The sequence below is a fragment of the Rhodopirellula sp. UBA1907 genome (assembly GCF_002337565.1).
In the GTDB taxonomy this organism is placed as follows: domain Bacteria; phylum Planctomycetota; class Planctomycetia; order Pirellulales; family Pirellulaceae; genus Rhodopirellula; species Rhodopirellula europaea.
Genome location: NZ_DDGH01000092.1, coordinates 101,394 through 127,125, shown reverse-complemented (window position 1 = coordinate 127,125; position 25,732 = coordinate 101,394). Strand labels below are relative to the sequence as shown.

The 25,732-nt window shown below is 54.0% G+C and carries 21 protein-coding genes; 4 read left to right on the top strand and 17 right to left on the bottom strand.

Annotated elements, in window-relative coordinates:
- Positions 1-170 (bottom strand): indolepyruvate ferredoxin oxidoreductase subunit alpha (locus B2R17_RS21430; protein WP_414707388.1); only part of this gene is annotated, 170 nt, incomplete at its 3' end.
- Between the two features lie 95 nt (positions 171-265).
- On the opposite strand from B2R17_RS21430, the gene B2R17_RS21425 reads away from it, so the two are divergent.
- Positions 266-1,747, top strand: coding sequence for a protein kinase domain-containing protein (locus tag B2R17_RS21425; protein WP_286765585.1), 1,482 nt, complete (start codon positions 266-268; stop codon positions 1,745-1,747).
- A 107-nt stretch (positions 1,748-1,854) separates the two neighbouring features.
- Here the strand turns inward: B2R17_RS21425 and B2R17_RS21420 are convergent, their stop codons facing one another.
- On the bottom strand, positions 1,855-7,008 hold the full coding sequence (locus B2R17_RS21420; RefSeq protein WP_286765584.1) for a zinc-ribbon domain-containing protein: 5,154 nt from the start codon (positions 7,006-7,008) through the stop codon (positions 1,855-1,857).
- A gap of 220 nt (positions 7,009-7,228) precedes the next feature.
- A complete protein-coding gene (locus B2R17_RS21415) occupies positions 7,229-11,176 on the bottom strand; it encodes a hypothetical protein (RefSeq protein WP_286765583.1) in 3,948 nt (1,315 codons plus the stop codon).
- A 311-nt stretch (positions 11,177-11,487) separates the two neighbouring features.
- Here B2R17_RS21415 and B2R17_RS21410 point away from each other — a divergent pair, with 311 nt between their 5' ends.
- A complete protein-coding gene (locus tag B2R17_RS21410; protein WP_286765582.1) occupies positions 11,488-11,856 on the top strand; it encodes a recombinase family protein in 369 nt (122 codons plus the stop codon).
- Between the two features lie 235 nt (positions 11,857-12,091).
- On the top strand, positions 12,092-12,472 hold the full coding sequence (locus B2R17_RS21405; protein ID WP_286765581.1) for a recombinase family protein: 381 nt from the start codon (positions 12,092-12,094) through the stop codon (positions 12,470-12,472).
- A 76-nt stretch (positions 12,473-12,548) separates the two neighbouring features.
- Here B2R17_RS21405 and B2R17_RS21400 read toward each other — a convergent pair whose 3' ends face one another.
- From B2R17_RS21400 to B2R17_RS21335, 13 genes are all read right to left on the bottom strand, one after another.
- Positions 12,549-13,220, bottom strand: a complete 672-nt coding sequence (locus B2R17_RS21400; RefSeq protein WP_286765580.1) for a ThiF family adenylyltransferase — start codon at positions 13,218-13,220, stop codon at positions 12,549-12,551.
- Positions 13,217-13,804 (bottom strand): hypothetical protein, encoded by a 588-nt coding sequence (locus B2R17_RS21395; RefSeq protein WP_286765579.1) that lies wholly within the window; start codon positions 13,802-13,804, stop codon positions 13,217-13,219. Before B2R17_RS21395 ends, B2R17_RS21400 begins: the two co-directional genes overlap by 4 nt.
- Complete coding sequence (locus B2R17_RS21390; RefSeq protein ID WP_286765578.1) at positions 13,779-14,813, bottom strand: hypothetical protein; 1,035 nt, start codon at positions 14,811-14,813, stop codon at positions 13,779-13,781. The genes B2R17_RS21395 and B2R17_RS21390 overlap by 26 nt, the downstream gene beginning before the upstream one ends.
- An 82-nt stretch (positions 14,814-14,895) precedes the next feature.
- Positions 14,896-15,117 carry a MoaD/ThiS family protein gene (locus tag B2R17_RS21385; protein WP_286765577.1) on the bottom strand — a complete coding sequence of 74 codons (222 nt, stop codon included), beginning with the start codon at positions 15,115-15,117 and terminating at the stop codon, positions 14,896-14,898.
- Positions 15,118-15,254: 137 nt separating this feature from the next.
- Complete coding sequence (locus B2R17_RS21380) at positions 15,255-15,473, bottom strand: hypothetical protein (RefSeq protein ID WP_286765576.1); 219 nt, start codon at positions 15,471-15,473, stop codon at positions 15,255-15,257.
- Between the two features lie 355 nt (positions 15,474-15,828).
- Positions 15,829-16,773 carry a hypothetical protein gene (locus B2R17_RS21370; protein WP_286765575.1) on the bottom strand — a complete coding sequence of 315 codons (945 nt, stop codon included), beginning with the start codon at positions 16,771-16,773 and terminating at the stop codon, positions 15,829-15,831.
- Positions 16,774-16,824: 51 nt separating this feature from the next.
- Positions 16,825-18,318, bottom strand: a complete 1,494-nt coding sequence (locus B2R17_RS21365) for an AAA family ATPase (protein WP_286765574.1) — start codon at positions 18,316-18,318, stop codon at positions 16,825-16,827.
- Positions 18,319-18,343: 25 nt separating this feature from the next.
- Positions 18,344-18,922 carry an ATP-dependent endonuclease gene (locus B2R17_RS21360; RefSeq protein WP_286765573.1) on the bottom strand — a complete coding sequence of 193 codons (579 nt, stop codon included), beginning with the start codon at positions 18,920-18,922 and terminating at the stop codon, positions 18,344-18,346.
- A 77-nt stretch (positions 18,923-18,999) separates the two neighbouring features.
- Positions 19,000-19,194, bottom strand: coding sequence for a DUF2997 domain-containing protein (locus B2R17_RS21355; protein ID WP_286765572.1), 195 nt, complete (start codon positions 19,192-19,194; stop codon positions 19,000-19,002).
- Positions 19,191-19,490, bottom strand: coding sequence for a hypothetical protein (locus B2R17_RS21350; RefSeq protein WP_286765571.1), 300 nt, complete (start codon positions 19,488-19,490; stop codon positions 19,191-19,193). The genes B2R17_RS21355 and B2R17_RS21350 overlap by 4 nt, the downstream gene beginning before the upstream one ends.
- A gap of 98 nt (positions 19,491-19,588) precedes the next feature.
- Complete coding sequence (locus B2R17_RS21345; protein WP_286765570.1) at positions 19,589-20,092, bottom strand: hypothetical protein; 504 nt, start codon at positions 20,090-20,092, stop codon at positions 19,589-19,591.
- 473 nt (positions 20,093-20,565) lie between these two features.
- Positions 20,566-22,620 carry a recombinase family protein gene (locus B2R17_RS21340; RefSeq protein WP_286765569.1) on the bottom strand — a complete coding sequence of 685 codons (2,055 nt, stop codon included), beginning with the start codon at positions 22,618-22,620 and terminating at the stop codon, positions 20,566-20,568.
- A 272-nt stretch (positions 22,621-22,892) separates the two neighbouring features.
- Positions 22,893-23,567, bottom strand: a complete 675-nt coding sequence (locus B2R17_RS21335; protein ID WP_286765568.1) for a hypothetical protein — start codon at positions 23,565-23,567, stop codon at positions 22,893-22,895.
- A 247-nt stretch (positions 23,568-23,814) separates the two neighbouring features.
- On the opposite strand from B2R17_RS21335, the gene B2R17_RS21330 reads away from it, so the two are divergent.
- Positions 23,815-24,126, top strand: coding sequence for a DNA-binding protein (locus B2R17_RS21330; protein WP_286765567.1), 312 nt, complete (start codon positions 23,815-23,817; stop codon positions 24,124-24,126).
- 331 nt (positions 24,127-24,457) lie between these two features.
- Here the strand turns inward: B2R17_RS21330 and B2R17_RS21325 are convergent, their stop codons facing one another.
- Positions 24,458-25,606, bottom strand: a complete 1,149-nt coding sequence (locus tag B2R17_RS21325; protein WP_286765566.1) for a tyrosine-type recombinase/integrase — start codon at positions 25,604-25,606, stop codon at positions 24,458-24,460.
- Positions 25,607-25,732 lie beyond the last annotated feature (126 nt).

The window sequence follows — 25,732 nt, the reverse complement described above, 5'->3', positions numbered from 1 at the left end:
GGGCGGATCGCATCGGCGGGGCACTCAGGCTCGCAGACGCCGCAGTCGATGCATTCATCGGGGTCGATGTAAACCATTGTGTCGTCCTCGTGAAAGCATTCGACCGGGCAAGCCGGCAAGCACGCTTTGTCTTTGCACCCAATGCAGGGTTGAGTCACCACCATCGCCATCTTCGTGTCTCCTAAAGTAGAACGGTGGTCTCCACCGCGTGAAATCGAATCACGGTGGAGGACCACCGTGCCACTAAGGAAGTGAGAAAGCGAGTTTGGAACCGGACAGTAGCCCCGAAGAAAATCCAAGAATCCCCGAATCGTTCACCGATCGACCGGATGGCTGGTTGCTGCGCGAGTGGAAAGCGGGCGACGAGCGAGCCGCCGAAGTCCTGTTTGATCGCTACGCCATTCGATTGGTGGCCCTGGTCTCTAGCCGGCTGAATCGGAGGTACAGAGCCTCGATTGATCCAAACGACGTCGTTCAATCGGCGATGGGCAGCTTCTTCGACGCAGCCAGGCACAGTCGCATCGAAGTTAGTCGCAGTGTTTCGCTGTGGCGTCTGCTCGCGACCTTTGCTCGCCGAAAGATGGCTCGTTCGATTGAGCGGCAATCAGCGGTCAAACGTGGCGGCGATCAGGTTCGTGTCCCCCTCGACAGCCTCCAACCACAAATTATCGGCAACCATGACTCGGAATCCGAAGATGAGGCGGATGCATTCCTAGCGACGTTGAAGGCCGAATTACCGGGCGATCTGTTTGTGATCGTCGAAGGTATCCTGGCCGGCCAAACGCATCGAGAGCTTGCCGAGTCGCTTGGCATCGACGAGCGAACCGTCCGTCGCCAGCTGTCGCGTGTTCGCGAACGACTCGCCCCAAACGTCGCCAGCACGAACGAAACCGCACACACGGCAAACAGTCCGCCGACGTTGCCGCGAGTGAACTACAACGAGTTCGTGCTCGGCAAATTGATTGGCAGCGGTGGTTTCGGCAAGGTCTATCGTGCGAGCATGCAAGCCGATGGCGAAACCGTCGCCGTCAAATTCCTTCGCAAGGCGTTCTGGCAGAACGAAGCGGCTCGCCGGTCATTCCTAAACGAAATCAACCTCGCCTCGCAAATTAAACATCCAGGCGTCATCCGCTACCTCAGTTACGGCGAATCACCGCACGGTGGCCCGTATGTCATCAGCGAGTGGATTGACGGGCATTCATTGCAAGACGCTACCGACGTCACACCGAATCAGATCGTCCATTGGCTCCAGCAAATCTGCGATGCCATCGCGGCCGTGCATCAAGCCGGCCTGATCCACGGCGACCTCACACCGAGCAACATCCTTGTCGATACAAACGATCGAATCACGATCACCGACTTTGGTTTTTCACAAGCGTCCGCGGGTTCATCATCGCAAGTCCTCGGAGGAACACCGGGCTTCGCGGCTCCCGAGCAAATCGACCCAGCGTTCGGTTCGATCGGCCCCAAGACCGACATTTACGCGATTGGTGGTCTCCTTCACTGGCTCATCTTCCGAAGGCCACAGAATAACGGCACAAGTCACGAAGAATCGCTAGCGTCAACGCTCTCGGATCTCGATCCAGAAGTCCCTGCAAACGAAGCAATCCCCGACGTACTTCGCAACATTCTCGCAGCCACGCTCCGCAAATCGCCATCAGACCGGACGGTCACAATCGAAGACATTCTGACGATGCTGGGATCGTCTCGACCGATGTCACGCAGAAACCACTCAATCGGCTTCTAGCAGCGGAATGAGCGTCGGCATTGGAACCCAAGCAATAAACAGAACGGAACTTAGCGACGTCAGCCCGTCACTACTAAGGCGAAACGAAGCGATGCTACTGGTTTAGGCTAAGCCCTGAATGAAAGCGTTATCACTTCGTCTGGCGATCGTTCTGTTTTTCTTCCCTCAAAATGAACAAATTGAGCTTTCGATTTTGGTTTGAAAATCTGGAAGCCGAGTTTTTCAAGATCCGAAGCAAAACGATTGACATCATCGAAGCGACTCTCCGCCTCCCAGATATGTATGTGCCCGTCGATCTTCAATATTCGGTGCGATTCACGCAAGTAGTCGGTAAAGTTGTTCCCCATTAGCGACAACGAGAATGCTACAACGTCAACCGACTCGTCGTCGAGTGGCGTTTTGCTCATGTCGCACTGAATAACGGTTTCGTCAATTGCAACATGGTCGAAGCTATGGACGATGTGTTTCTCATTGATTGCTTTTGCCAACATTGCTTCGCCACAACCAAAATCTGCAACGATGTAGCCTTCGCGCTTGTTACACCATCGAGCAATCTCCTCAAACGGAACGACTGGCCAGCTTTCACGGGCGTTGCGATAGAGAGTGTGGTACTGCTCCCACTCTTCAGGGTTTTCATCAAGTTTCGTTGCTAGTGTAGAGCTGTTGGCAGCGTTCCATCGGTTGTTCATCGTCGAGAAATCGCCGTAACGCGCAAGACGTTTTTCGGCGCGATCACCAAAGTCGGAAAGTGGAACGACAATCGTTCTTCGCTCGACAGTCTGTTCCTCACCAGCTTCGAGCCTTTTGAGCCATTCCAGAACATCCTTTTGGGCCTGCGCGGGCGTGCGGAGATTTCCTTCAGGAACAGCACCGTCGACGGCTGCGTCAGCAATCGACTTCTTATATCGAATCCTCTGGAGCTTCGATCCACAGTAGGACCATCGCTCGCCTCCGATGTTGGCATAGGTTACTGGAACGATCACTTCTACCGTAGCAGATGCTTGACCCTGCCGCCAAATACGACCGATAAGCTGTTCGTACTCCGCGTTGGTCCAAGGCAAAGAGTTGATAATCAAGCGGTCGCAGACATGCTGCAATCCATCCACTCCGGTGCCAATTGAACTTGAGCCGATCAAGACGTCGAGTATTCCGTCTTTAAATGGCTGAAGCCCATCCTTGGATTCGCCAGTGTAAAACCCGCATCGGAAACCCGCATTCGTGATTGCTTCGTAGAGAAGCTTGTCGATTTCGTCCACGTAATGGGTGTAAACCAAACTGCGCCCCGGTCGCTTGATCGCCTCCAAAATCTCAGGTATACGAACTTGTGTGAGGAGTTTTTCGATCTGAAGTGGAGATGGGTTGGCTCCAAGTGAATGGATTTCGTCTAGAACGCTGCTGCAATCCAACTCCGGTGTCTCGATCTTTAACGATGACTCGTATTCGGGTCGCCATCTCGTTCCAAGTGTGGCGAGTTGCTGGTGCAAACGCATGCAGTTCGGCACACTGGCCTTCGTCGGCAGATCATCGTGCTCGACCCCCGTTATCATTTCGATCAGGCTGCGTCCTTCTTGCAGGTTGTTGATAACCGGCGTGGCCGACAAACCGAGCACACGCAATTGCTGATTCTTACTGCCTGCCTCAGCAACCATGGCTTGCAGCAGTCGTTTGCGTTGCGACATCTGATCAGCGTAGCGCTGCTTTGCGTAGTGAACTTCGTCGATAACGATAAAGTCAATCTCGTTGTGATCGAGAAACCATTTGAGCTGTGCTTCCGAACCTGGTTGTTGGAACTGCTCGTAATTCATCACGAGATATCGGTGAGTTGATCCAGATCGCCAAACTGGCTCCCACGTTTTGAAAGTCACGTCACTGTCCGGGAAGATGGACTGAATCTCGCCACGCCAGCCCGATTGCTCCGAGCCGACTACCGCATTGGGGCAGCAAACGACAGTAAGAGAAGCATTGCAAACTCTGGTAGCCAGCACGGCGGAAAGCGTTTTGCCTGCACCAGTACCCGACCAATTGCCAAATCGAAGTCGATCACGAACCTTGGCCGCGACATGCCTCTGCATCAAGTTGGGCTGCGTGATGTCGCCACCTATGGAGAACGAGTAGCCGTTCGGTGTCTCAAGAGATTTCGCTTCGGAATACTCATGCAAGAACTCTGTTTTGACGCGACTTCCATACTCACTTTCATGCGGCGTGTTTACCTCCGACAAAGCCGCTTCTTCATCTCGAAATGCGTGGCTCCAAATCTTGGCTTTCGCTGAAGCCACTAGGAACTCAGCAGCCTCCGCATCCGTCGATGCGATGACAGGAGAATCCATCGCGTCCAACGCTGCCTTTGCGGTGACTTCGGGAAGTTTTTGAGGCGTGGACGGTTCCGGTTCAGTCGTTTCAATTTCGTCTTGTGAATCGTTGAGGTTGTCATCGTCGCCAACCAGTAAATCCAACGACTCTAAGTCAATCTCATCATCCGAGATGAATTCATCGACCAGCGATTCTTCGCCGGCGATAAACTTATCAAGCTCCCCCCGAGGAAAGCGACCCGTTGCGAGTGACTTCACGAACCCTTTTGCACGGCCCCCGCGGTTCAGTAGCCCACTCTGCTGAAAAATTACGTAAAGTTCTGCGGGCGTGAAAGTATCGAGGTGCTGACGAAGCGACGTTACGAAGTGTCTCAGCTTCTCCAAGTTCCAACGTTCTTGGCATCCGGGGCAACCGCGTACCATACGGGTGCGGTATACCGGCATCGCCTCAAACTCATGCTGTTGCTCGCACATCCACCAACGCGGCTTAAACGAGTTCGGGCGCACATCGGCCGGAGTCAGGCTACCGTTCTTGGACGGATGCCACTGAGACGCAATTTCTGGATCGGCTTTCTCTAAAGAAAGCTCAGATTCATCAAAACTATCACGATGAGCAAGTTGGAGATTATTCGAGAGCCTGCGTACATCAGGATGCTTCGCCACTATCGAGACTAGCTGATAGGCGTTGCCCAACTTGTTCGCGAACTGCGACGAAGAAAACAGATCGAATAAATCCTCACCGTCAATTACCTTGCTCTCACCTGCCAGCAGTTCTGCACCCCAGTTCGCTATCGCTTGAACCTCATCGAGTGAAATACCAAGAGAGTCAATGTGAATGTACTGGCCGCGTGCCGTCGTTAGGATCGAGTGAAGTTGACTCAAATACCGCCCGACTAGAACTGACTGATGCCACTTTCGTTCACTTTGTTGGACGATTTCCTCGATGCCAATAGAATTGCCCGCATCTCGTATGATATTAACTAGCTCGTCGGCCCGGCTATAAAGGGCACCCGGCCTGCGAAATCGGCCGCTTTCAGAATGATCCGCGTCGGATCCGAGCAGCGCAGCAAGCTCTGACGCAGATTTCACGAATCCGCCCGTGTCGATCTGGTCAAACGCCAGACCGTTAACGCCCGCTGCAACAAGTTGCGCCCGCACGACGTTCTTGATCCAGTCTTCACCTAGCAATAGATGACATGCGTCTGGTGGAAACGCCTTTTCAGCAATCGCAGCCAAACGTTCCGTCAGATCAGATTGTTTTCCGGCAGCCATTTGATGGGCGTCGACGAGGTCACCAACTGACTTGATTTTCGAAAAGTCGAAACCGCTTGTCCCGTTGGCGAGTGTCTTTAACGCCCTGTAGAAATCGTCGATGGTCTTGCTGGGGAACTGACAAACGCCACGAGTGTCGCTGGTTGACCAGTCGAACTCCGATACGGTGATTAACAGCCTGACTTCCCAGGCCTGCTGGCATTGAGTCAACTCTGCCAATTCATGAATCGGAACGTACAATCGCAGGTCGAGCAAGGGTAGAGCTGGCTCCAAAAACGTATTCGCGACATCTTGAAACACGTGCAGCTTTTTAAGCGACGTGGAAACAATCTGTTGTGCCCGAGCCCGCGTAATTTCATGCTCGTCGCCAATATCATCAAAAGTGCGGCCCTCCAATGAGTCCTGGAGCATCGAAACGGCACGCGAATCCAGAAGCTCTCGCACCCGTGCGACAAACTCAGTCGCGTCCTTCGGTGGGCCTCCCTCACCAAAACGGTAAACGTCAAGACCTGATTTCGCCAGTCGGTTTAGCTCACGACGCAACTCTTCAACGATTGCTTCGGTAAAGCCATCAAGTTCACCTACGTTTTTCCATGTCGCTGTTTCAGGACATGGGAGTTGCGAGCGTACTGCAGCGCGATGCACATCGGCGATTTTGCTGACTTGACATTTTCGTAACAACGTCTGCGCTTTGGCACGAAGCCGCAACGGTACAGATTCCCAGGCCCAGTCTGCCGGCTCAAGGCTCTCAATATCGCAGATAATCTTTCCGCGATATTTTCTGAGACCATCTGCTTTCAATCGCACAACTTCGTTACGGAGACTTTCGAGCGATGAGCCACCGAAGTTGTCAGCGTCGATGGCGCTCACTCTGCTGCCATTCGAAGGATGCGTCAGCCAACCACGGGTTGCCAATTGCTCAAGATCGCCAATGGCCTGCAAGCTGTGTTTGTCAAGAAAGTCCCGAACACGACTATTGATCTGTAACGGAACGTCCCGCCAGTCTAAGTCGGCAAAGTCCTCTTCATGCTCGTCTCGATGAATCCATAGTCGTAGCAACGAACGAAGATCGAGTGTTTCCTGAATGGCCTTTCCCTTTAAAGATGGCTGATCGCTGCATTCAATAAAACTCTGGAGTGATAGCGATGCTAATGAGTTGTCGGGTAGCACCGGCTTGGGGACAAATGAAGATAGGGAAGCATTTGGGTCTGGGTCGGCATTGCTGAGAAGAGTTTGATACAGATCACGAAGGGCGAGTGCTGCTAATGATTTCTTTTCACCCCATGATGGCAAGCCCGCCAAATCAGCTTCTTCAAGGCGAAGCAACTTTGATACCGTGTCGATCTCCAACCGGCGAAAACTTTCTTTCAGAAAACTAGGGACGTAAAGAAGCGGCTGATCCAGACGGACATCCGTACTGAAGTGTTGGATACGTTCGGATCGCAAATCAGGCGGCGTGAAGCCTGCTAACTGTTGTGCCTGCTCAATCAGGGTACGTATGGTTTCGACCTTTTTAACTCCGACCCCTTTTTCTTTGGCGACGACATCTATGTCTAAACCACAGAGATCTGACACCGTGTGAACTGAGAAATGATCCAAGACTTTTTGAACCAAGCCGCTAACGTCGATATGGTCTGAGAGTGGTTGATCGTTGATGTCAGAATCGAGGTTTGTATTCATTTTTGCTGTTGAGCCAAGAATTCGGGACGCAAATTGTATCTGCCACGCGAAAGCACGCCAACACTCGCACGACATACGGATTTCGTGGAAGACCTTCGAGCTGGTGGAGTCATCGTCTGCAGAATTGGGAGTGGCAGGATCCCAAACGCCGACCGTCTCCCAAACCTAAATACTTTGGAAGAACACTGCACCTCGCGATGGTCGGGCACGACCGAAACATTCAACTCGGAAGTCGCTTGCCTTGGTCTCTACGCCGTCCCTTCTTGTTTTTCCTCTTGGGGTTACTTGCTCCTGGAGCATAGTTGCCGAGCAGTCGTTCGGCTTGGACCGGCGAGAATGCAACCAATTTGCGTCCGACTTGTGTTTGACGGCCGGTGTCCATTGCGACGAACGACTTTCGGAATGACTCTGGTTCGATCGCTTCGACGATCTTGTGAGCCTGTTCGCCGGAAACCTGTGCAACGCTATTGATAGCGCTGGCGAGCCGGTCTGGGGCCAATGATTTTGCTTTTTCAATGAATCGCTGGTCGATAATTTGGTCCAGAAGATCGGAGCAGATGTCGCGGTCGATCTTGGACAAGCTGCCGAGGGCGACGAGAACTTTTTCTACTTGCTCGGATCGAAGCTTCGCTTCCAGACGTGAGAACGACAGTGAACGGAAAAGTCGTTTTGCGACACCGCTGTCGATCCGATTCGCTGCTCGTAGCCCGTTGGAAATCTCCTCAAAGCGACATCGCTTTTGAATAGCGATGACTGGAAAGCGATTCTCTGCTTCAGCCAGCAATGTCTTGGTCGTCTTGCCGAGCTTGCGTTTCGATCGACCTTCCACACCATGGATTTTGGCGATCGCGGCAAATAGTTCGCCAAGGCTTGGTTCGCTCCTAACCATTTTAACTAAAGCATCTTCGTCGAGGCAGTCAAGAATGTCCCTAGAGAGTCGTGGACTGACAGAGCGAACTTCGGAAAGGTAGTGGCCAAGGTTACGCAGGCTAACTTCTCGATACGATTCGGCAATGTCAGCTGGGTGCATCTGCCTGGCAATCCACTCCGCCTGCTTTTTGTCGACGTTCTGAATCTCGCGAAGTGATCTCCCCAGGGAATCAACGCTGCAAACACGGAACATTTCAATTAGCGTGTAATCATCGACTGAATCGAGGATAAAGCAGGCTCGTTCATTGTCGATTCCAGACAGTTCGCTGAGTGCCTTCGTCAGATACCCAACGTTTTCGCAGCCTCGCGCCTTCTCAGCCAAGTTGCGGTATCCGATTTGTTCAAACAAACGCTTTACCCGCCGAGCGTCTATCTTTCCCAGTTCGGCAAATGTCTTGCCGAGTTTGAAAAGTGGTGCCGCTCTCGCCCACGCAAGCAGATCGTCATCGGAGTATCTTCTCAATTCTGCTCGGGCCTTGCCGTCCGAGACTCGATACAATTCCGAAAGAGAGTTGCCGAGGTTGCTGATTGCCTGCCTTGAGAACGGCGATTCAGTTCCAGGTTTTGTGGCTTTATCGAGAAATCGTTTTGCGAACAAACGATCAACGTCCTTGAACGTGCTTGCCGCAATCGCGAGCGACGCAGCGCTGCTCCGAGCGGTGAATCGCTTAAGGTCGTCGTCTTCGACGGCGTGAAGGAATTTCTTTACCGATAGTTCATCGCACCAGTTCAATTCTCCGATCGCTGAAGCAAAGTCGTCGACCGCAAGGCAAAGCAGTCCGAAAAACGGTCCGTCCCGATCTCCCGCTGTTTCATTGCAAAACCGTCGAGTCCATTCCACGTCAACTTCGCGGAGTCGCCTGATCGCTCGAACAAAGTCGTGCGGAGGTAGCTCCGTGGCAGAATCCACTAGCAGGCTGGAATAAGCATTTTCCAGAATGAACTTTGCCTCTTCACGGTTGATGTCACTCAGCGTCCAAACGCAATAGGCAAGTTGGTGGAAGCCCGATGACCGGACAAGGCTCTCGACTAGATCGGCATCGACAGCTTGATGTAGACGGTCGACGGCCCTCTCATCGCAATACGAACTTAAGCGAAGGCTCTTCGTCCACAGAAGCAATGCATCGCCCTGTTCAGCGAGTGCGGAGAAGCGTTCTGGCAAATCGACAAGCTGCGCCGAGAACAGACGTCGAAGCGTTGGGCGATCAAGAATGTCTCGAACTCGAAACAGGAACTCGATCGCCGTTCGATTTGACGGTGCCGCGGCGAGGAACTCCTCGATTCTGCTAAGACTGTCTCGCTGGCCAAACAGGGTTTCGATCACATCTTCACTTCGTTCACTCCCAACCGCTAGAAGCAACTGTCCCGCATTGGGCGGTAGTGTCTCGTGGGATTCGATGTATTTTCCGAGGAGCCGCGCGAAAACGCGTTCGGCGTCTTTCCGCTGATGCAAATATGTGTCAATCAACTGGTTTGGGCGTGAAGAGTCCATAAAGCGGAATCTGTCGCGACTGGTCTTTTCTAGTAGCCCTCGTTCTCGGAGGGTCGTAGCTGTATCACGCAAAGAATTCGGAATACTAAAATCGACATCGTACGACGCGACAGCTGCGGTTTGCAGAAGAAGGCTTCGTTCCGATTCGGTTGTTCGCTCCTCCGACAGAAAACGATGATACACAAGTCCTCTCGCCTTCTCTTCTACAAGCTGCCGCAGCGACGCGTTCCCGTCCCAGTCGGCCAGGGCAGCTTTGAGGCTACCGAGATTGCCATGTGCTTCTGAAGCGATCTTCTTAATCTCACTCTCACTTGGCGATTGCAGTTGATGATCGGGGTGAGCGCGGATCCACGAGTTAATGATACCCGAAACCTTTTCGTCGAATTCAGGATTGGTTAGATTCGTGGAGAGATGAACTTTGTCTTCACCGAACAGGTCAAGTACATCGTTGTACTCGATCTCGTCGTGTGCTCGCAGGAACAGATCTTGGTCGTTTGCTACGAACAGAATTGCAGGCAGCTTGATTCGTTTTCGTCTCAACCGAAGTCCGACGAGGACATCGAAATTTCGATGGCAGTCGTCAAGAATGACCACGATCGGAACCCTGCTCCTTTCCTGAGCAAACTGAATGTCCGCGATCAACTCACTGGGCTGTGTTTCTGGACTGATCGAAGCGAAGTAGAGTTGGTATGCCTGATTGGAAAGCTGCACACCGATTGATGCAGCAAGCAGCGTTTTCCCAGAACCAACGTTTCCGCTGATGGCAGCGTCGCCTCCTAGATCTCTGCCAACCAACTCGCCTATTGCCTTCGCTTGATAGTCAAGCTCTCGTCCTGAAAAGTAGGCGATCCGTTTCTCGATCATCTCCCGTCGTGAATATCCAAGGCCGAATTTCGTGTCGAGCCAATCGTCGGCTTCTTCGAGCACCAAGAATCGTCCGGTCCCGAACGTCTCTTTGCACCACTGGGTGTAAGAGACGCTCTTTTCCATGAAGTGCTTGTCCCATTCCGCCTCAAAAATCGGAAGGGTTAGGGTGCGCGGCTCGGTCGCCTTAGGAGTACTTCGCGTTGCGGCGTCAGAAACAGTCGACTCCAAATGCTCAATAAAGCTTGGGACGCCAACTCGCGGCAGGCTATAACGCTCGCATCGCTCTTTCAGAATTGCATCGACCGCTTGGTGCGTTTGTAGCAAGTCGCCGGATTCAAGGTCGAAACAGACTTTTCCAAGAAAGTCGGCCCAGACTTGTTGTGGAGGATTCGCCCGGAGGTAGGTCTTAACCATTGGGGCAACCGCTGAGTCGTCGACCAGAAAACGAATGATCGCATCTTGTTTTGAACTGTCGCCCATTCGCGCGGCGGTCCACGCCAACAAGCCGCTCTTTCCAAGCCCAGCCAACGACGGGCTTTCGTTGCCCGCAGGCAGGTTCGTGGTGACTGCGTAGCGAACCTCGGCACTGGGCTCGTTCTCGATGAGATGCACGTATGCGTTGCAAAGGCAATCCATCACCGTCGATGATCGCAATGTCAGCGAGGTCGCGCTATTGATGTATTTGGTGTCGGAAATCACTGCGGTGCCAAGATCGGCAACGAAAGCGTCGTCGATCCATTCTGAAACAACGTACCCGTTACGATCTTTCAGGCTGATCCAAGCGAGAATCGTCTTGAGATACTGATAGCGGATGCCGGCATGAAGCGCTCCCTGGCGCCTGTCGCTAGGTTTCGGTAAATTGGGAATTGCTGTATTCATCTGCCTTGCACCCCTGGAAATCGTTTGGATGCTGATTTTATCGCTTTTGCTCCCAATTGTCGCGACGGCGGTTCGTGACAAGCAAAAGCCCGTCAGTTGACGCGAAGCAGGTTCTATTTGCCCTTCGTGAGGTTGATCACGAAGATAGAACAGCCTTCTTGCCGGGGTTCTTCCATGCTGCGCGCAGTGGTTTGGTGAGGTCGATTTACATCGCCGCTTGATGACTGCTGGGGGGCTCTCGTAAGTGTTGGGTTGGGTTCGTTGGCGTTGGGTCGGCGGCTTGATCTTGGCTTTGTGAGGGAGTTGTTCTCGTGGTTGATGAATTGAAGTTGGATTTGGTGCCGGCGGTGGAGTCGGTTGGGACTCGGGCGGTGGCTTACTTTCGGTCTTCGCTGGATGACGCGGGGCGATCGGTTGAAGTGCAACGTGATTTTGTTCGGCGTTGGGCGGCGGTGAATGGGGTGCGGATCGTTCGGGAGTTTTGTGACTCGGGGTTGGCGACGGCGGAGGATCGGCCGGGGTTGGTTGAGATGATCCAGGAGTGGATCGCTCGGCGGGATGATTTTGATGCGGTGATTTGTTTTGATCGGAGTCGGTTGGGGCGTTTGGTTGACGATGGAGGTGCGGAGCTTGCTGCGGTTTGTGAGGAGAATGGGAAGACGATGTTGATTATTGATTAGGCGTGGTTGTTGGTTTTGTAATCGTTGATTCTCGCCGATGGGTTGGCCGTCGGCGAGAAGTTTTTGTTGGGGTTTGTCGGTTGGTTTCGCATCGTGTGACAAAGTCTCGGGAATCTGGGCGACAGGTGTGACTTAGCCGCTTGAGGCATGTGGGGGTGCTCTCGTAACTGTCTTGTCGGTGTCGCGAACGTTGGGTTCGCGGCCACGACTTAGATAGGTGCGAAAGGACTTTGACGTGAGTCATTGGTGGGAAATTGAAATCCCGGATGCGGACGCTCCGCCTCTGGTGCTGGCCGTGGCGTACTACCGGCACTCGGCCCAGGACCGGCAAGAGAACTCGATCCCGATTCAACAGGATCAGGTGCGGGCTTGGGCTCGCGAACATGGGGTCGAGATCATCCGCGAGTTCTGCGACGCAGGGCGGTCGGGGTTGAACTCCGAAGGACGGCCGGCGTTCACGGAGATGATGGAGGAGTGGATCGCGAAGCGACATGACTTTGGGTACGTGTTGTGCTTGCCTTTTACAACTCCTCGCTACCGTGCTGCGAAGGCCCACACGAATGGATCTGGAGACATGAACGGGAAACACTATCGTCAAAATGGTTGGATCGTTTGAGAATGGCTGATAGCTAAAAAAAATCAGGCTGGGCCGCCTTGGCAGGCGGCCCAGCGATGTTTTTTCGATTCCGATGTCAGTTCGACGCTGTTTCAGTAAGCGTCAACTCACCGGCCAATAAGTTGACCGTCATATCCGAGTCGATCGGAAGCTCGCGGAGCCATCGAGTGAACTGGTGAACCATCAATCCCGCCGCGATGCTCGCGGCATAAATCGTGCTCCGGGTAGTGCAAGTTCCTCCCTGCGCTTCGGATGGAGTAAACAGGGTCGTCGCGTAGTGGTTCGAGGTTAAAGTATTGCTCGCTCCGAGTACGCGAATCACTTCACCCAGCATTCGACCATCTACCCAAAACGCCGCTCGACCTTCCACTGCCTTCCAGATCGCCGATCGTGACGCGATTGAATCGACGCAGCAGAAAACGCACCTACCGATTTCCTGCCGAGGACGGAACCGATCTTCAACCGGCGTTACCTCGATCACTGGATCGATTTCACGGATCGCATCGGCACAGCACAGTGGTTTGGACCGGCCGATCTCGTAATGCCGATAGCCTTGCGTCGTCGTGTTGGACAGATCGACGTGATCAAAATCGATCAGCTGGAGGCGTGGCGTGCCAATTGCGGCGAGTTGCAAAGCGACTTGCCGACCGATGGCACCGACGCCGATGACCGTGGCTGAAACCTCAGCAAGTCGGTTCGCCGGAACCAATTCACTTTGACGCTCGAAGCGGTTTGCGGCTTCGATCATCGGCCCGCCTCGATCAGGCTGTCGCTCCAGCGATCGGCAGTCGACGGAGCGTGTTCCCACCAATCCGACTCCTCATCTGTGTCAGCGAAGGTGTGACGCGACGAAAATGGATCGTAGACCTTCACGTTGTCACAGTATTCGATGAACCACGATTCGTGGTCGGTTGCCGGGAATTCGCGATCGAACTCGACGCACGACCGCAGACGTCGTTCGGTGCCGGGGCCGACGTTGAAGCGGGTTCGTGTGTAGGTGTTGCCCTCCTCGGCGATGATGTGCATCACCGCCCAATCGACTCCGCCGAAACAACGATCGAACGTTTCTTCATCGGTGCCGCTTGGAGACGGCGACGCACCAGGATGCGTGTGAATCCAAATTCTCGCGAACTGTTCCGGCTGACGACCGGTGTCAACTTGTTTGTCGAAAAAGTCGGCAACGCTGTCGTCGTTGAATTCGACCGAGACGACAGTGCAGGTTTGCTCGACGAGTTGAATGTCTTCGACCAGCAGTAAGTCGTCCGCGTTGGAAATGCCGAAACCACCGACTTCGGTGTTCCCGACGTCACGCAGGAACAGCAACTTTGCCATCGCGTATGGCGTGAACCGCAGGACTCGCGGGCTCGCACTCCGATTTCGAGCTTTCTTCATTTTGTTTGGTGATGCAATCATCACAGGTTCCTTCATACAGACAGGTGGGACAGAAATTTTCGCCGCAGTCGTCACACGACTTCAGGCACGATTTGCAGACGTCGTCGCCGCAGCTTTCGCAGGACGAGACGCATTCTTCGCAGTACCGGTCCGAACATGAATCGCAGCACGTGCTACATTCCACGCACAATTCGGTTTCACATTTGCTGCACGCGATTGTCTGGTCGGACTCGACGGTATCGCCGCATGCTCGGCAGTTGATTCCGTTCCAGTCCTCGAGTTGGACATAAGCCGAGTCGGGGTTGTAGTTGCGAAGAATGTGATCGACGACGCAGAAAATGTCATAGAGACGGCCTTCATCGAGTGCGCGCCGGATCGCGTCCGAGCCTTCCCCTTCGCAAAGTGAATCGGACTGCACATGCGGATGAGTGACACTGTCGCCTGACGCTGGGCAATTCGGATCGACCGCGTAGACATCGAAAGGAGACGACTCTTTGATGTACTTCCAATTCAACCGAATCTCGAAACTGCCGAGGTAGACGCCTTCGAGCGTGATGCTCGACGTCTCAACAGACAGTCGTTGGTTGGCACGGTCGATCTTCACGGACTCGAATTCTCCCCGCAGCGCCTCGATCTCTTTGAAAATCAGTTTTGCAGTGGGCTCGACCGTAGGCCGTGATTTCCGTTTCAGGTCGTCGATCGCGTGCGTTACCCGCATCCGATGAACGTCGAGGGCGCCGCGAAGTCGCTCGGTGGCATCTTTCGCAGCGTGATGCCATTTTCGGTCAGTTGCCAAATCCAACTTTCGTTGCCATCGCTGGCACTGAGTGAAAGAGTCATCCAGTGGCGTCATCGATTTTGGATCATGAATCTTCGGACTACGAATCGTTTGCAGCGACTGCAAGATATCGACGGCGGCCCGGTAGTTTTTCTTGATTTCATTTCTCATTGCGTTGCTCCTTGAAAAGCCAGGACGGGACGGTCAGCTACTTGCAAACCGACCATCTCATCCGAGCGAATGAAAACGAATCTCAGACGGCGCCTTCGATCTTCAGGGGCGTGAAGCTAACGCGATCACCATCGCGTAGCACCTGGTCCGCCGTTGCCGGTTGCCGATTGACTCGGATCCGATAGTTATCCGCATGGAACGAACCGATGTGTCGCTCGAACATTTGCTGGACCGTTGTCCCATCGGGTGCCTCGACGTTGTGTGCGTATCCACCAGCGTCATTGGAAATCAGGAGTACTTTCATGTTTGACTCTTTTAGGTTTGGGGTTTTGGAAGAACGTTTTGCGTTTGGGAAAGCGAAGCCGCCGCTGTCCACGAACGGGAAAGCGGTGGCGTTTCGCAACAAAGAAGAAAGGCTGATTGCGATGGGGTTTCATCGCATCAGCCGATTGCGGCTTCGGGAATGAAGCAACTTTCATCTGGTTCATCTTGAAGGAACTCGAAATCGTCCCAGTCGATGACGCGGCCGCCGTGCACGGGATCGGTCGGGTCATCGAAGGGTTCATTGGGTTCGCTGATCAAAAAGCCGATGCGTTTGATCGCCGAGACGGTTTCGCCGGTGGCGGCTGCCACGGCACGATTGAGGTCGTTCTGGTTCATGGTGAAATTCCTTTCGGAAGGGGGGAAACGAAAAAAGCCTCGCCCGCCTGACTTGCGTCAGACGAACGGGGCTTCGGAAAATAGAGTTAGCTAAAGAACGGCTATCCGGTGGACCGAATGAGCCAATTCCGATGAAGCCAAGCGACCTCTGCCGCCAAGGCTTCGCATCGTTTGTCGAACGGACCGAGGATCGGTCCGCCGACTGGTGAGAGATCGGCCGTCCAGTGACCAACCGGCGTTGGTTCAACATGCGAGCCGCGCCGGATTGATATCCGGCCGACCGAGCGAAGATCAACGCGGTCGTCGAACACCATTCGGGTTTCCCCGTTGGTGGTCACGACCCATTCAATGGCACTCACCGTGGGCCTCGAATGATGTTTCGGCGTGGGCGATCGGTCATGAGTTCATCGAGACTCGTTTCGACTTTCGTCAAGGAACGAGCCATTCGATCACGCATCGACGAACGGGCACGTAAGTCTTGCGGGTCGACACCACTGATGATTTGCCGAGCATTTTCAACCAATTGGTCGAGATCGTCATTGCTGCCAATGCTGAGATGCTGGAATCGCTCGAAAAATTCGTTCAAATTCGAGATTGCCGAATCGCGAAAGACTTTCGGTTTGCCGTCCACCGAACCAGACAATCGCTCGGCCAAATGACCAATTAACTGCGAGAGTTCTTCGGCGAAGGTTTGCTCGGCCAGTTCAACCGCTTCAGCGAATTTCGCCTGCACCCGCTGGCACTCCTGTTCGTAAAGTTCAGGATTGACCGTTCGCAGGTATGCAGGTGGTGTGACGGACGGAAAATCCCAAGAAATCGCGAACAGATCCGAGACGGAGGCGGGATAGTCAGCCGGATCGAACAAGTGCCCAAGTTGGGTGCGGGCTTGATCGACGAGTTCCGCAAAGCAACGGTCGAGTTCGCCAACAGCTTCGCCAAGATCCGCTTGGATGACGATCATGCGCTCGTCGAATTCCGAAACGTCACCCCGTCGCAGTAACCGGAGGCCCGGTTCGATGTACGGCAACGTCATCCCTTTCCACAGGGAACCCGCTCTCGTTTTGATCGCCGAGACGGCACGGAACGACGGATGCGATGTATCGAACAGACGTTTGGCTGCTGAGAGCGTGCGGCTATCGGCGTCGAACGCTCCGGCAGCTTGTTGTTTCTGATCGCGACTGAGACTCTTGCGAGTGCCCGGCCAGCGGATGTGCAATCGCACGGCGGTCGTTTCGGATTGAAGCCGCGTGCCATGCGATGATTGGTTCTGAGTCACAGGATCTTCGAGCATGGTGCTCATGGGTTCTCCTTGGTTAGAGTTGGTTTCACAAATTGAGAGCGTCCAAACGCCTCAATTCTGAGACGGATTGGAACGCGACACCCGCCGCCGCGATTGGGGTTTGGCAGCGTGTTGGTAAATCCCAGACTTCTCCGCATCCAAGCAACGCCCGCTGGCCCATTGACGCAAACGGTCAACCGACTCGGTTGCCGTTACTGCTACGGGAACCACGTTCAGCCCCGCTTGCGAGAGTGGAATATCAAGCAACGCAGATAACCGGCAGCAAGCACGGATTTCCGCGCCGGTCCATTTCTCGTCAGCCGGACGCTTTTGCTCCGCTTCTAGCCCGAACATGGTGATGTATTGGTTCCAAATTCGGTCCTTCTGGTCACGCTGGGGCAGATCAAGGAACACGATTCCATCAAACCGCTCGGCACGGGAGAGCTCTGGAGGCATCCGCGTAATATCGTTGCAGGTCGCGATCAGATAGACGTTCGAGGTATGGTCATTCATCCAGCTCAGCAATGTGCCCAGCATGCGAGAGGACACACCCGAATCGTTTTGACCCGAGCCCGCTGCCCCGCTCAGAGCCTTCTCGATCTCGTCGATGAACAGAATACAGGGGGCCATAGCGTCCGCGATCTGCAGCGCCCGCCGAACGTTTTGCTCCGTTTGGCCGACAAGGCTTCCCATCAACGCCCCGACGTCGAGGATCAACGTGGGACGTCCTGTCTCTTTGCCAAGTGCTTTCGCAAACGCGGACTTGCCAGTTCCTGGAACCCCCAACAACAATACGCCACGAGGGCGTTTCAACGGGTTCTCACGCCCATGTTGAAGCAATGACCGTTTGCAGAACGCCTTCAAACTGTCCAGCCCACCCAGCGATGTGAAGTCGTCGCTGCTCTTGTAGAGTTGCAGCAGGCCAGACTTTTTGAGCATGCTCGCCTTCAGTTCCCAAACCGATTCCGGCAAGATCACTGAATCACGAACCAGACTCAATCCGAATGCATTTTCAGCCTCCAAACGAGTCAGCCCCATCGCCGCGTCGAGCACGGTTTCGAGTCTTTCGGCGCCGGGAAGTTCCCCGTCTTCGGTAGCTATGCCCTCGGCGATCTCTTTGAGTTGCTCACGGGTCGGCAACGGATGGTCGATTACGATGAACAGCTTTTCGAGTTCCATCGGGATTTGGACGACTGGCGACAAAACGACGAAGATGGTTCGGCTCGCCTTTCCATCAACGATTTGCCGTGCGAGTGCCTGAACGATCTCGGCGGAACCCAGAAAGCGATGAAAGTTTGTCAGAACGATGATAGACGCGGTGTCATCGGAACCCAGCGACTTCATCGCGTGGATCGCGGCTAACGGGTCAGACGCCCCACCGTCATCGGTTGACGCGATTCCCGGTACACGCAGGCCTTGGTCAATGTCCCAAGTGGCGAGAATCCATTGCTGTTCGTGGCAAAGTTTTGAGATTTCAAGCAAAGCATCGTCGTGCTCGTGCGATTCGACCCAGATGCCAGTGAAACAGGCTCGCACCAGTTCCACTAGCCGATCGGTTAGTTTCATATTGATTCCTTTGGTTGGTGTGGGTTTAGGACGCCAGCAACTCCTTGATTACCAGCATCCAAGAATAGATTTCGCCCTCTCGATCCTGTTCTTCGAGTTGTCCGACCGTCATGTGCTCTACCGCTTGAGTGTTAAGCCAACGCTTCGCACGATTCGCCATGCGGCTTTGCGAGCGACGGGCTTGCAACTGCCACGCGGTCTCACCTGGGCGCTGACGATACAATGCGCGTGCGGTTAGCTCGGCAACGCAATCGAAGTCGTCGTATTGAACGCGGATGCCACCGGCAGCGAAGATGGCGTCGGGATGCAGGTAGTTTTCTAAGCACCGTTTCTTGGTAAGAACCGCCTTGCACCTTGGGCGGCGATTGACGGATGCAGCGGCTTCCAAACGTAGTTCGGTTTCCGGCGGAAGCTCATGGTCGTAGAGGTGAAACTCGGGCCGAGCGAGTGGAGCAAGACGTTCCGTCCAGGCTCGCACGTGGCCGCCGCCGAATGGGACAAAAATCAGTTCGCCAACTTGTTCCATCTCGGCGAGGTTTGGCAATTTGCTGTCGTCAGCGTGAAGCGTCCTCGAAATGCATCGTAAGAACTCGATATCGTTCATGCCTTCGACGACTAGCAGTAGCCTGACCGAATCTCTGATTGTCCCCTGTGATGTAAATGCTTCTTTGAGCGTGTCGATTATCTCTCCTGTTGTTTTTCGTTTTGGGGTTGTGATTGATTACCGTAATACTCACAGGTGAGCGTTTCGGATCGCTGGGTGCCAAGAGCGGACTCAAGGAAGCGACTTGCCTCGCGGCACTCGCTTCCTGCGAAACCCTGGGTCTCGACTTTCGATTCACCGTTCGGTGAGATTGTAATTGAGATCGTTTTCAACTTTCGCCCCCAACATGAACCGTGAGCTTGATGGAACCATCGGCTAACGATTGTTCGGTGACGGAACGCCCCTGTTTTCGAGCTTCAAGAATTGATTTTTCAACCGCATAGCTCTGACACAGCGAATCAAGCAAAGCCTGTTCGCCCCAGTAACCCTCGTAGTTGTCGTATTTCAAGACTCCAGCGTCCGTGTTACAGACGACCGGATATCGCCAGCGAGGCAACTGAACGCAATAGCCAGTGGCTTCATCGCTGAACAACTTCACGGTTTGATGGACCGGTTCGTCCAGCCGCATCCGTCGACAAGCGGCTCGCAATGCAATTGGATCACGGATTTCGGTCGTGATCGTAACGATGTGTGAGATGATTTTCTCCTTTGTGTAAAAGGTGGTGTCTAGTTTGACTCATTTGAATGTTCAGTTGAGCCAGTCAACCGGCGTGGTGAGTCTTCATCGCACCGGTACAATAGCAACGGCTCTTTGGCGGTGAGATCATCGAGCATGATTTCAACCACGGCTTGTTCGTCTCCGGTATCTGGCGGACGGGCAAGCAGTAGCCAAACCAGAGCAAGGGGTAACGAACACGCCAGCAGCAGTCCGACGTTAGTGATCGCCGCCGCGACGAGTGAATCCCACCGTCGCTCAGAGGCAATGGAATGCCGTTCGCTTTCGAGGCGATCGCGTTGTTGGCCAATTGCTGCCCTTTCTGTCTGAACATCGCGTTGCAGTTCGACGACCTTGCGATGCAGTTCTGCTGCATTGCGGTTCTGCTCGGCTTGCCGCTGCTCATGTCGTTCTGACATTTCAGCAAGCCGACGGTTCTCATCCTCTTCACAGCCGACCGTCGTCAGAATCACGATCATCGCGAGCGGAATAAGTAGATTGGGTTGTGTTCGCATTGGATCTCCAGCGATCAATGAGACGTTTCAAGATGGATTGCAGTGCCAATCGAAGCCGCCGCTCCCGAACCAGTGCGAACACGGCCAGGAACAGGGCAACGGAGAGGAATGCAAGTACAATGTGCGCCAAGATCAGCACCTCCTTGGGGTTTGGGTAAAGTGAATCGGGGTCTCCATGGGCTAAGAGATCCCTCATGTCATATGCCGCGTTTTTGCTCTGAATTTAGCGATCAGAGTCAGTGGTCGCGTTCGTCGAGGCATCGCCGGACTGTTGATCGCGCCGGACCGCCTGCACAATGAGAAATGCGAGATTGGATGCCAGGCGATCTCGCTCGGCTTCGGTCTTTTCGTCGCGACCATTTTCCGGTTCATTCGTTTGCTGCATAAGCTTTCCTATTCTTTGAATTGGATTGGCGCATAAAAAACGCCTCACCAGATTGGCGAGGCGTTCAGTGTCATGCTGGTCGTTGCGGTCATGCCGACCGACGTTTTTTGCCGTTGTTGTAAGGAACTTTCGGGGGTTCAAGGCCCTGCATCTCGTACCAACGGTGGTAGCTGTACCAGACATTCCCCGAGTTGACATCAAGCCCCTCACGCTGCAATTGCTTGGCTGCATCACGGTGGCTCATTTTCTCAATGTCAATGAGTTGATGAACCCGCTGGGCGATAGCATCCAGTCGCGGTGGCTTGCGAAGCCAAACCGTCACGGGTTGGGTGGCAAGACCCTCGCCCGCAGTTTCTAGTGACGAGCCAAACCCGCGAATCAACTGCGGCACGAACACACCGATCACGTTGGTTCGTTTCCGATTCTTGCGTTGCTCGACGCGAACCATGATCTGTCCGCCGGTCAATGCACGAAAGACAGCAAGAGCCTTGTAGATAGCGTCTTCGCCCAGTTCACCCGACGCAGCATCCGAGAGCAAGTTTGACATTTCCGTCAAATGTTCGCGGATCTGTTCGACGGTCAATGTGTTTATTGTGCCGTCGATCGATCGCTGAAGCCGGTTGACTTCGCTCTGTGCCGCATTGCGCTGCGATTGAGCCGTCCGGAGCCGTGTCTTCGTTTCCTTCCGGTCCGTCTCGGTGCCTTCGCCAGACATCTCAAAGAGATCGTTGACGCGGTTGCCAAGGATGCTTAGCTGTTTGCGAGCATGAGCAAGCTTGGCATCCAAGTTGTGATCGGCGTGGGAATCAAGCTCTTTGCTTTTGACGATGACCGACTCGATCAGTTCGGCGTCCTGCGAGAGCGACTTCGTCAATTGCTCGCAGATAGCTTCAACAGCATCCTGACGCCGGACAGCCGATTTGCATTGGCACTGATCGCCGTTGCGGCACTGCATGCCCTTGCCCTGGGCACCGGCTTGGTAGAACCGCACGGGCTCTTTCGGCGTGCTGCAATGCTCGCAAAAGAATAGCTCCGTGGTCAAGTCCCAGAGTTGGAGTGTCTTCGGCTTGCGTGGGCCACGCGGACCAGTCTTCTTCGCATCGAACATCGCCTGCAACGCTTCAAATGTTTCGTCATCCAGGATGCGAAGTTCATCACATTGCACGGTCGTGACTTCGTCATCGGGCTGCTCGACCTGCTTAACATTGTCGAGCTTCGTCGAAAACTGATTGCGGCGACGACCGAATTCCCATTTGCCGATCAACCTCGGATTCACGAACAAACGACGGTAACACGGGTAATTCAACTTGCCACTCGTGGCCCGCGGATCAACCGGTCCGCCCGCAGCATTCCACCGGCGAACACCTTCGCGAACCGACATTCCATCAAGCAAAAGCTGTGCGTGCTCTCGAATCAACTTCGCGGCTTCCGGATCGACCTCTGGCATGGTCCGTGGGAGTTCCCGGTTTGTCAGCGGGACTCCTGGCACGATCTTGCGCCGATAGCCGATCCCGATCGCTCCCGTGGTATAGTTGTTCAGAAAGAGGCCGGTGAGTCCGGTTCGTACATGGTCGGCAATCGCGTCGAGCAACATGTCATCCATGATGCCGTGAATCTGCAATTGCAACTTCCATGTTTTGCGATCATCGGTGTCAATTCCCTGGGAAGTGATGACCGCTCGCAATCCTTCTTCAACAACCTCCTCGTTAATAAACTGGTAACCTTTGCCGGCTTGCCGAAACAACCGACTTGCTTTGTAAACGAGAAGCACTTTTGCAACTCGCTCGCGAAGAATCGCTTTCGTACGATCAAGACCAGCACGCTGCGTTCGCTTCCCTTTGACGCCTTCGTCGACGGAAATGAGTTCCGGTGGAACATAGATGCGGTTCTTTGCAGCCCAGTGGATGCATTCACGCACCTGGTCATCCGTCGAGTGCTGAAGTTTGGTGCTAAACCGCGAATAGATAGTTCCGATCTCGCACCCTTTGGAAATTGCCCACGCGATTCGCGTCTCGAGAGTCGCTTCTGGGTCGAATCCTGTCAGATCGAGATTGTGAACAGCAGCCATTTCTGACCACCATTTATCTGCGTTGCGGGTGAGTTTCTCATTAGCAGCACCCATGCTAGGAATGTTTGAGTTCATGGTTGAACCTCCTGTGTGAAGGATCCACTGGAATCGGTCGAGCCTCGTGCCCAGACTTCGGTGGATCGTTGATGGGTTCAAACTAAAGATGGGCATTCCCGCAGCGTTCGGCTGAGGGGAATTCCCGAACAATCAGTCAAGTTGATCAGCGCAAAGAAAACGCTCCGTTAACAACGGAGCGAACGCGATCTAGATAGCATCGAATGCAAGACTGCCGATAGCTAACCAGTTATACTCATGGAATTATAACGCGCAGAACGCGTAAATTTAGGTCATGGCGTCCATTCGCGAATCTCGCCGCCTACGTAATGCTCGAACAGACGGATTTGGCGGGCATCGACCATCAGTTTCTGCGTCCCCTTGCCCACAACCTCGATCGCATCTTCCAAATCAGTCGGAAAAGGCTCTAGCTTGCCAAGCTCCGACTTCGTTTTTGATACGTAGTCAGCACCCTTTCGACCTCCGAATGTTGTGCTGTCGATCGGCAGACCCATTTTCGCATGTTTCGCCAATTCCCAAATGAACGACCACTTCGCTTCGTGGGACCAATCAAGCTCGATCGGTTCTCCCATCCAGTAAACCTCGCGTGTGAACGAATTGAGCACCAATTCGTTTCGCAAAATTGCATCGTCGTAGGCGGCATCGGCATCCAGCAGTTCGCCGAACTCTGCCAGCAACCACTCGTGATAGTGAGGCGTTAAGAAATTGAACAAGGAAGCGATCTCGATCACGGCGCGCACCTTGGTGCAGCCAAAGACTCGCGACCACATCCCGATCGAGCCGCCATTGGCATAAGCCGTGTCAAAATCACCGCCAAGATTCTGCCTCTGGTTTTCGGAGAAAACCTCGGCCCAAAGGTCGTACGCTGTCGTTGGCGTGCGAATACGCAGAGCCGCCTCTTGCAACTTCTCGATTGCTTTTTCAGACGGTGCTTTCGGTTGTTCCATTACGACACTCATTAAATAACCTCCCTGTGTTTACTTACGACGGTGCCTCTACCGTGGGCGCCGATCAGTTCTTGGATTTTAGTCGATTGAGGCCCAACTCGAAAAGACATTTTGATTCCGGATGTGGGAGTTACGAGAAATCAGTGACACCGTTCTCAAGATTCCGCCCAGCGGAACGTCATCGGAATGAGTTTTTGGATACTCGGATTCAAACGCTCATCGCACCGAATCAAAACGTCGCAATTCCGTGTCTTCACCCGTCAACCTCCTGTCGTCCGCCGACGCCGCCCAGCGGCTGGGGATCTCTGTGTTGACGTTGTACGACTGGCTGACTCAATCTGACGTCGGTGAATTCCAATTGCGTGGGCAGCAGGTCACGATTGACTACTTGCAAGGGGGACGACGTGGACAGGGGCGGATCAGGATTCCCGAGAAAGAAGTCCAGAGACTACTCGATCTGATGAGGGTTAAGCCGAAGGCTCCCAGGTCAACTCGATCGAAACCGACCAAGCGAAGCCATCAGCACATCACCGCAACACTCGGACGCCCAGACGACTAACAAACGCCCGCGATCAAGCAAACCTTGGCGGCATGGTCCACGGACGGCAATCCAGTGGCCAACAGAAAGCCCGGCTCAGAATCTCTGAGTCGGGCTTTTGTCTTCGACGATTGGCAGTTGGACATCAGCTAAAAAATTGGCATGATCGCCATAACACTACACGCCTAATATGCCGCGTTTTCGAGTTCAATTTATCAACACTCGGTTCATCAACAGTACCGCCAGGAGCTAACGGATCTCCATCATGTAATATGACGCAAAAACGCCTCCAATTTAGCAAAACTAGCGTTGAATCGAGGTTTACGCCACAAATTCACGACAATGCGAGTCGCTACCCCGCTTTTCGTTTCTTCTTCGTCTTGCCCAATGCTGCCCAAAGTGGATCGTTGTAGTCATCAGCCCACTGGGCGTAGTGATCCCAACAAACCTTTGGCGTATTCCCCATCAATCCGGCAAGCACTTCGATCGAAACCGGGTTGCCGGTGTAATAACCCGACAAAGTTCGCTTCGCAAACGTGTGCCGACATGTGTACGTCACCCGATCATCGGGCAACTTCAGCTTCTTCTTCAGTTCACAGAAGTGTTGCACGCCATTACACCGCTTCCATTGCCTCCCATGCTTGGTGCGCACCAGCGGAATGCCCGATCCCTTCGGCGCGGTCAACATTAACTGCCGGGTGATCGTCTCCATCTCATCACAAAGCATGATCCGGCGGTCTTTCCCCGTCTTCTTCGCCGCCTTGTGCCCGTGTTTACCGTCGTCCGTGCGCGCTTTTAACAAATAGAACATGCCATGAGGCGTTTCAACGACGTGGTCGGCGGTTACAACAGCCATTTCCGCGTACGGACGAGCCCCGGTGAGGATGCAACACTTCAGGAACAGAGCGTGAGCCTCATTGGTGGCCGCATAGATCCGCTCTTCCTCCTCCGGACTGAACGATGTGACCCGAGCCGTCGCCGCAGGCTTCTGGTAGCTAGCGATCGGGTTGACATCGAGATCATCGAATTTGCAGCAGAAGTTAAAAGCCGCCTTGATGCACGCGATCACATTCCGCTGGGTGTTGTTGTTCCAAGTCTTGTGCTTCTGAAGCCAAGTCCGAAGGTGTTTCTTCTTCAGTTCCGGCACCGTCAGCGCACCGCAGTAGCCACAAAACTCGTTCAACCAAGATTTGCTCAGCGTCACCCACTCCGGTGACGCCGTGTTCGTCAGATCCGATAGATAGATTTCGCAGACCTGAGCGACGGTCCAGTCCTTGGACGATGACGACACCGCTGGCGTCAATTCGTCGGTCAGCTTGATCCGAGCCAGCGCCAGCTGAGCCGCCTCCTTATTGTCTTTGCCGCGAATTCGTTCACTGTTCTCGTCGAAGAGGGCTTCCCTCTTCTTCGTTCCTGGCGGCGTGAAATACCAGCAGTCCGTTTGTTTCCAGTGCCACGCAGACCCATGCTGCTGGCGCCGTGATTTTCGATTCCTTGCCATTTGAAATTGACCTTTCGGGTGTTGTCCCGGTTGCCGCCGGGAATTGACTTATGAAATGAGAGAGAAGACAATGTGGCTGGGAACCGAGTTCGGTTCCTTGCCGCCAAGGGATCTACATACGGTTTG

What these genes read in the sequence shown, in the direction of transcription:
- B2R17_RS21420 (WP_286765584.1), bottom strand. Translation starts at nt 7,008, where the DNA reads ATGAATACAAACCTCGATTCTGACATCAACGATCAACCACTCTCAGAC.
- B2R17_RS21415 (WP_286765583.1), bottom strand. Translation starts at nt 11,176, where the DNA reads ATGAATACAGCAATTCCCAATTTACCGAAACCTAGCGACAGGCGCCAG.
- B2R17_RS21400 (WP_286765580.1), bottom strand. Translation starts at nt 13,220, where the DNA reads ATGATCGAAGCCGCAAACCGCTTCGAGCGTCAAAGTGAATTGGTTCCG.
- B2R17_RS21395 (WP_286765579.1), bottom strand. Translation starts at nt 13,804, where the DNA reads ATGGCAAAGTTGCTGTTCCTGCGTGACGTCGGGAACACCGAAGTCGGT.
- B2R17_RS21390 (WP_286765578.1), bottom strand. Translation starts at nt 14,813, where the DNA reads ATGAGAAATGAAATCAAGAAAAACTACCGGGCCGCCGTCGATATCTTG.
- B2R17_RS21385 (WP_286765577.1), bottom strand. Translation starts at nt 15,117, where the DNA reads ATGAAAGTACTCCTGATTTCCAATGACGCTGGTGGATACGCACACAAC.
- B2R17_RS21380 (WP_286765576.1), bottom strand. Translation starts at nt 15,473, where the DNA reads ATGAACCAGAACGACCTCAATCGTGCCGTGGCAGCCGCCACCGGCGAA.
- B2R17_RS21370 (WP_286765575.1), bottom strand. Translation starts at nt 16,773, where the DNA reads ATGAGCACCATGCTCGAAGATCCTGTGACTCAGAACCAATCATCGCAT.
- B2R17_RS21365 (WP_286765574.1), bottom strand. Translation starts at nt 18,318, where the DNA reads ATGAAACTAACCGATCGGCTAGTGGAACTGGTGCGAGCCTGTTTCACT.
- B2R17_RS21360 (WP_286765573.1), bottom strand. Translation starts at nt 18,922, where the DNA reads ATGAACGATATCGAGTTCTTACGATGCATTTCGAGGACGCTTCACGCT.
- B2R17_RS21350 (WP_286765571.1), bottom strand. Translation starts at nt 19,490, where the DNA reads ATGCGGCTGGACGAACCGGTCCATCAAACCGTGAAGTTGTTCAGCGAT.
- B2R17_RS21345 (WP_286765570.1), bottom strand. Translation starts at nt 20,092, where the DNA reads ATGCGAACACAACCCAATCTACTTATTCCGCTCGCGATGATCGTGATT.
- B2R17_RS21340 (WP_286765569.1), bottom strand. Translation starts at nt 22,620, where the DNA reads ATGAACTCAAACATTCCTAGCATGGGTGCTGCTAATGAGAAACTCACC.
- B2R17_RS21335 (WP_286765568.1), bottom strand. Translation starts at nt 23,567, where the DNA reads ATGGAACAACCGAAAGCACCGTCTGAAAAAGCAATCGAGAAGTTGCAA.
- B2R17_RS21325 (WP_286765566.1), bottom strand. Translation starts at nt 25,606, where the DNA reads ATGGCAAGGAATCGAAAATCACGGCGCCAGCAGCATGGGTCTGCGTGG.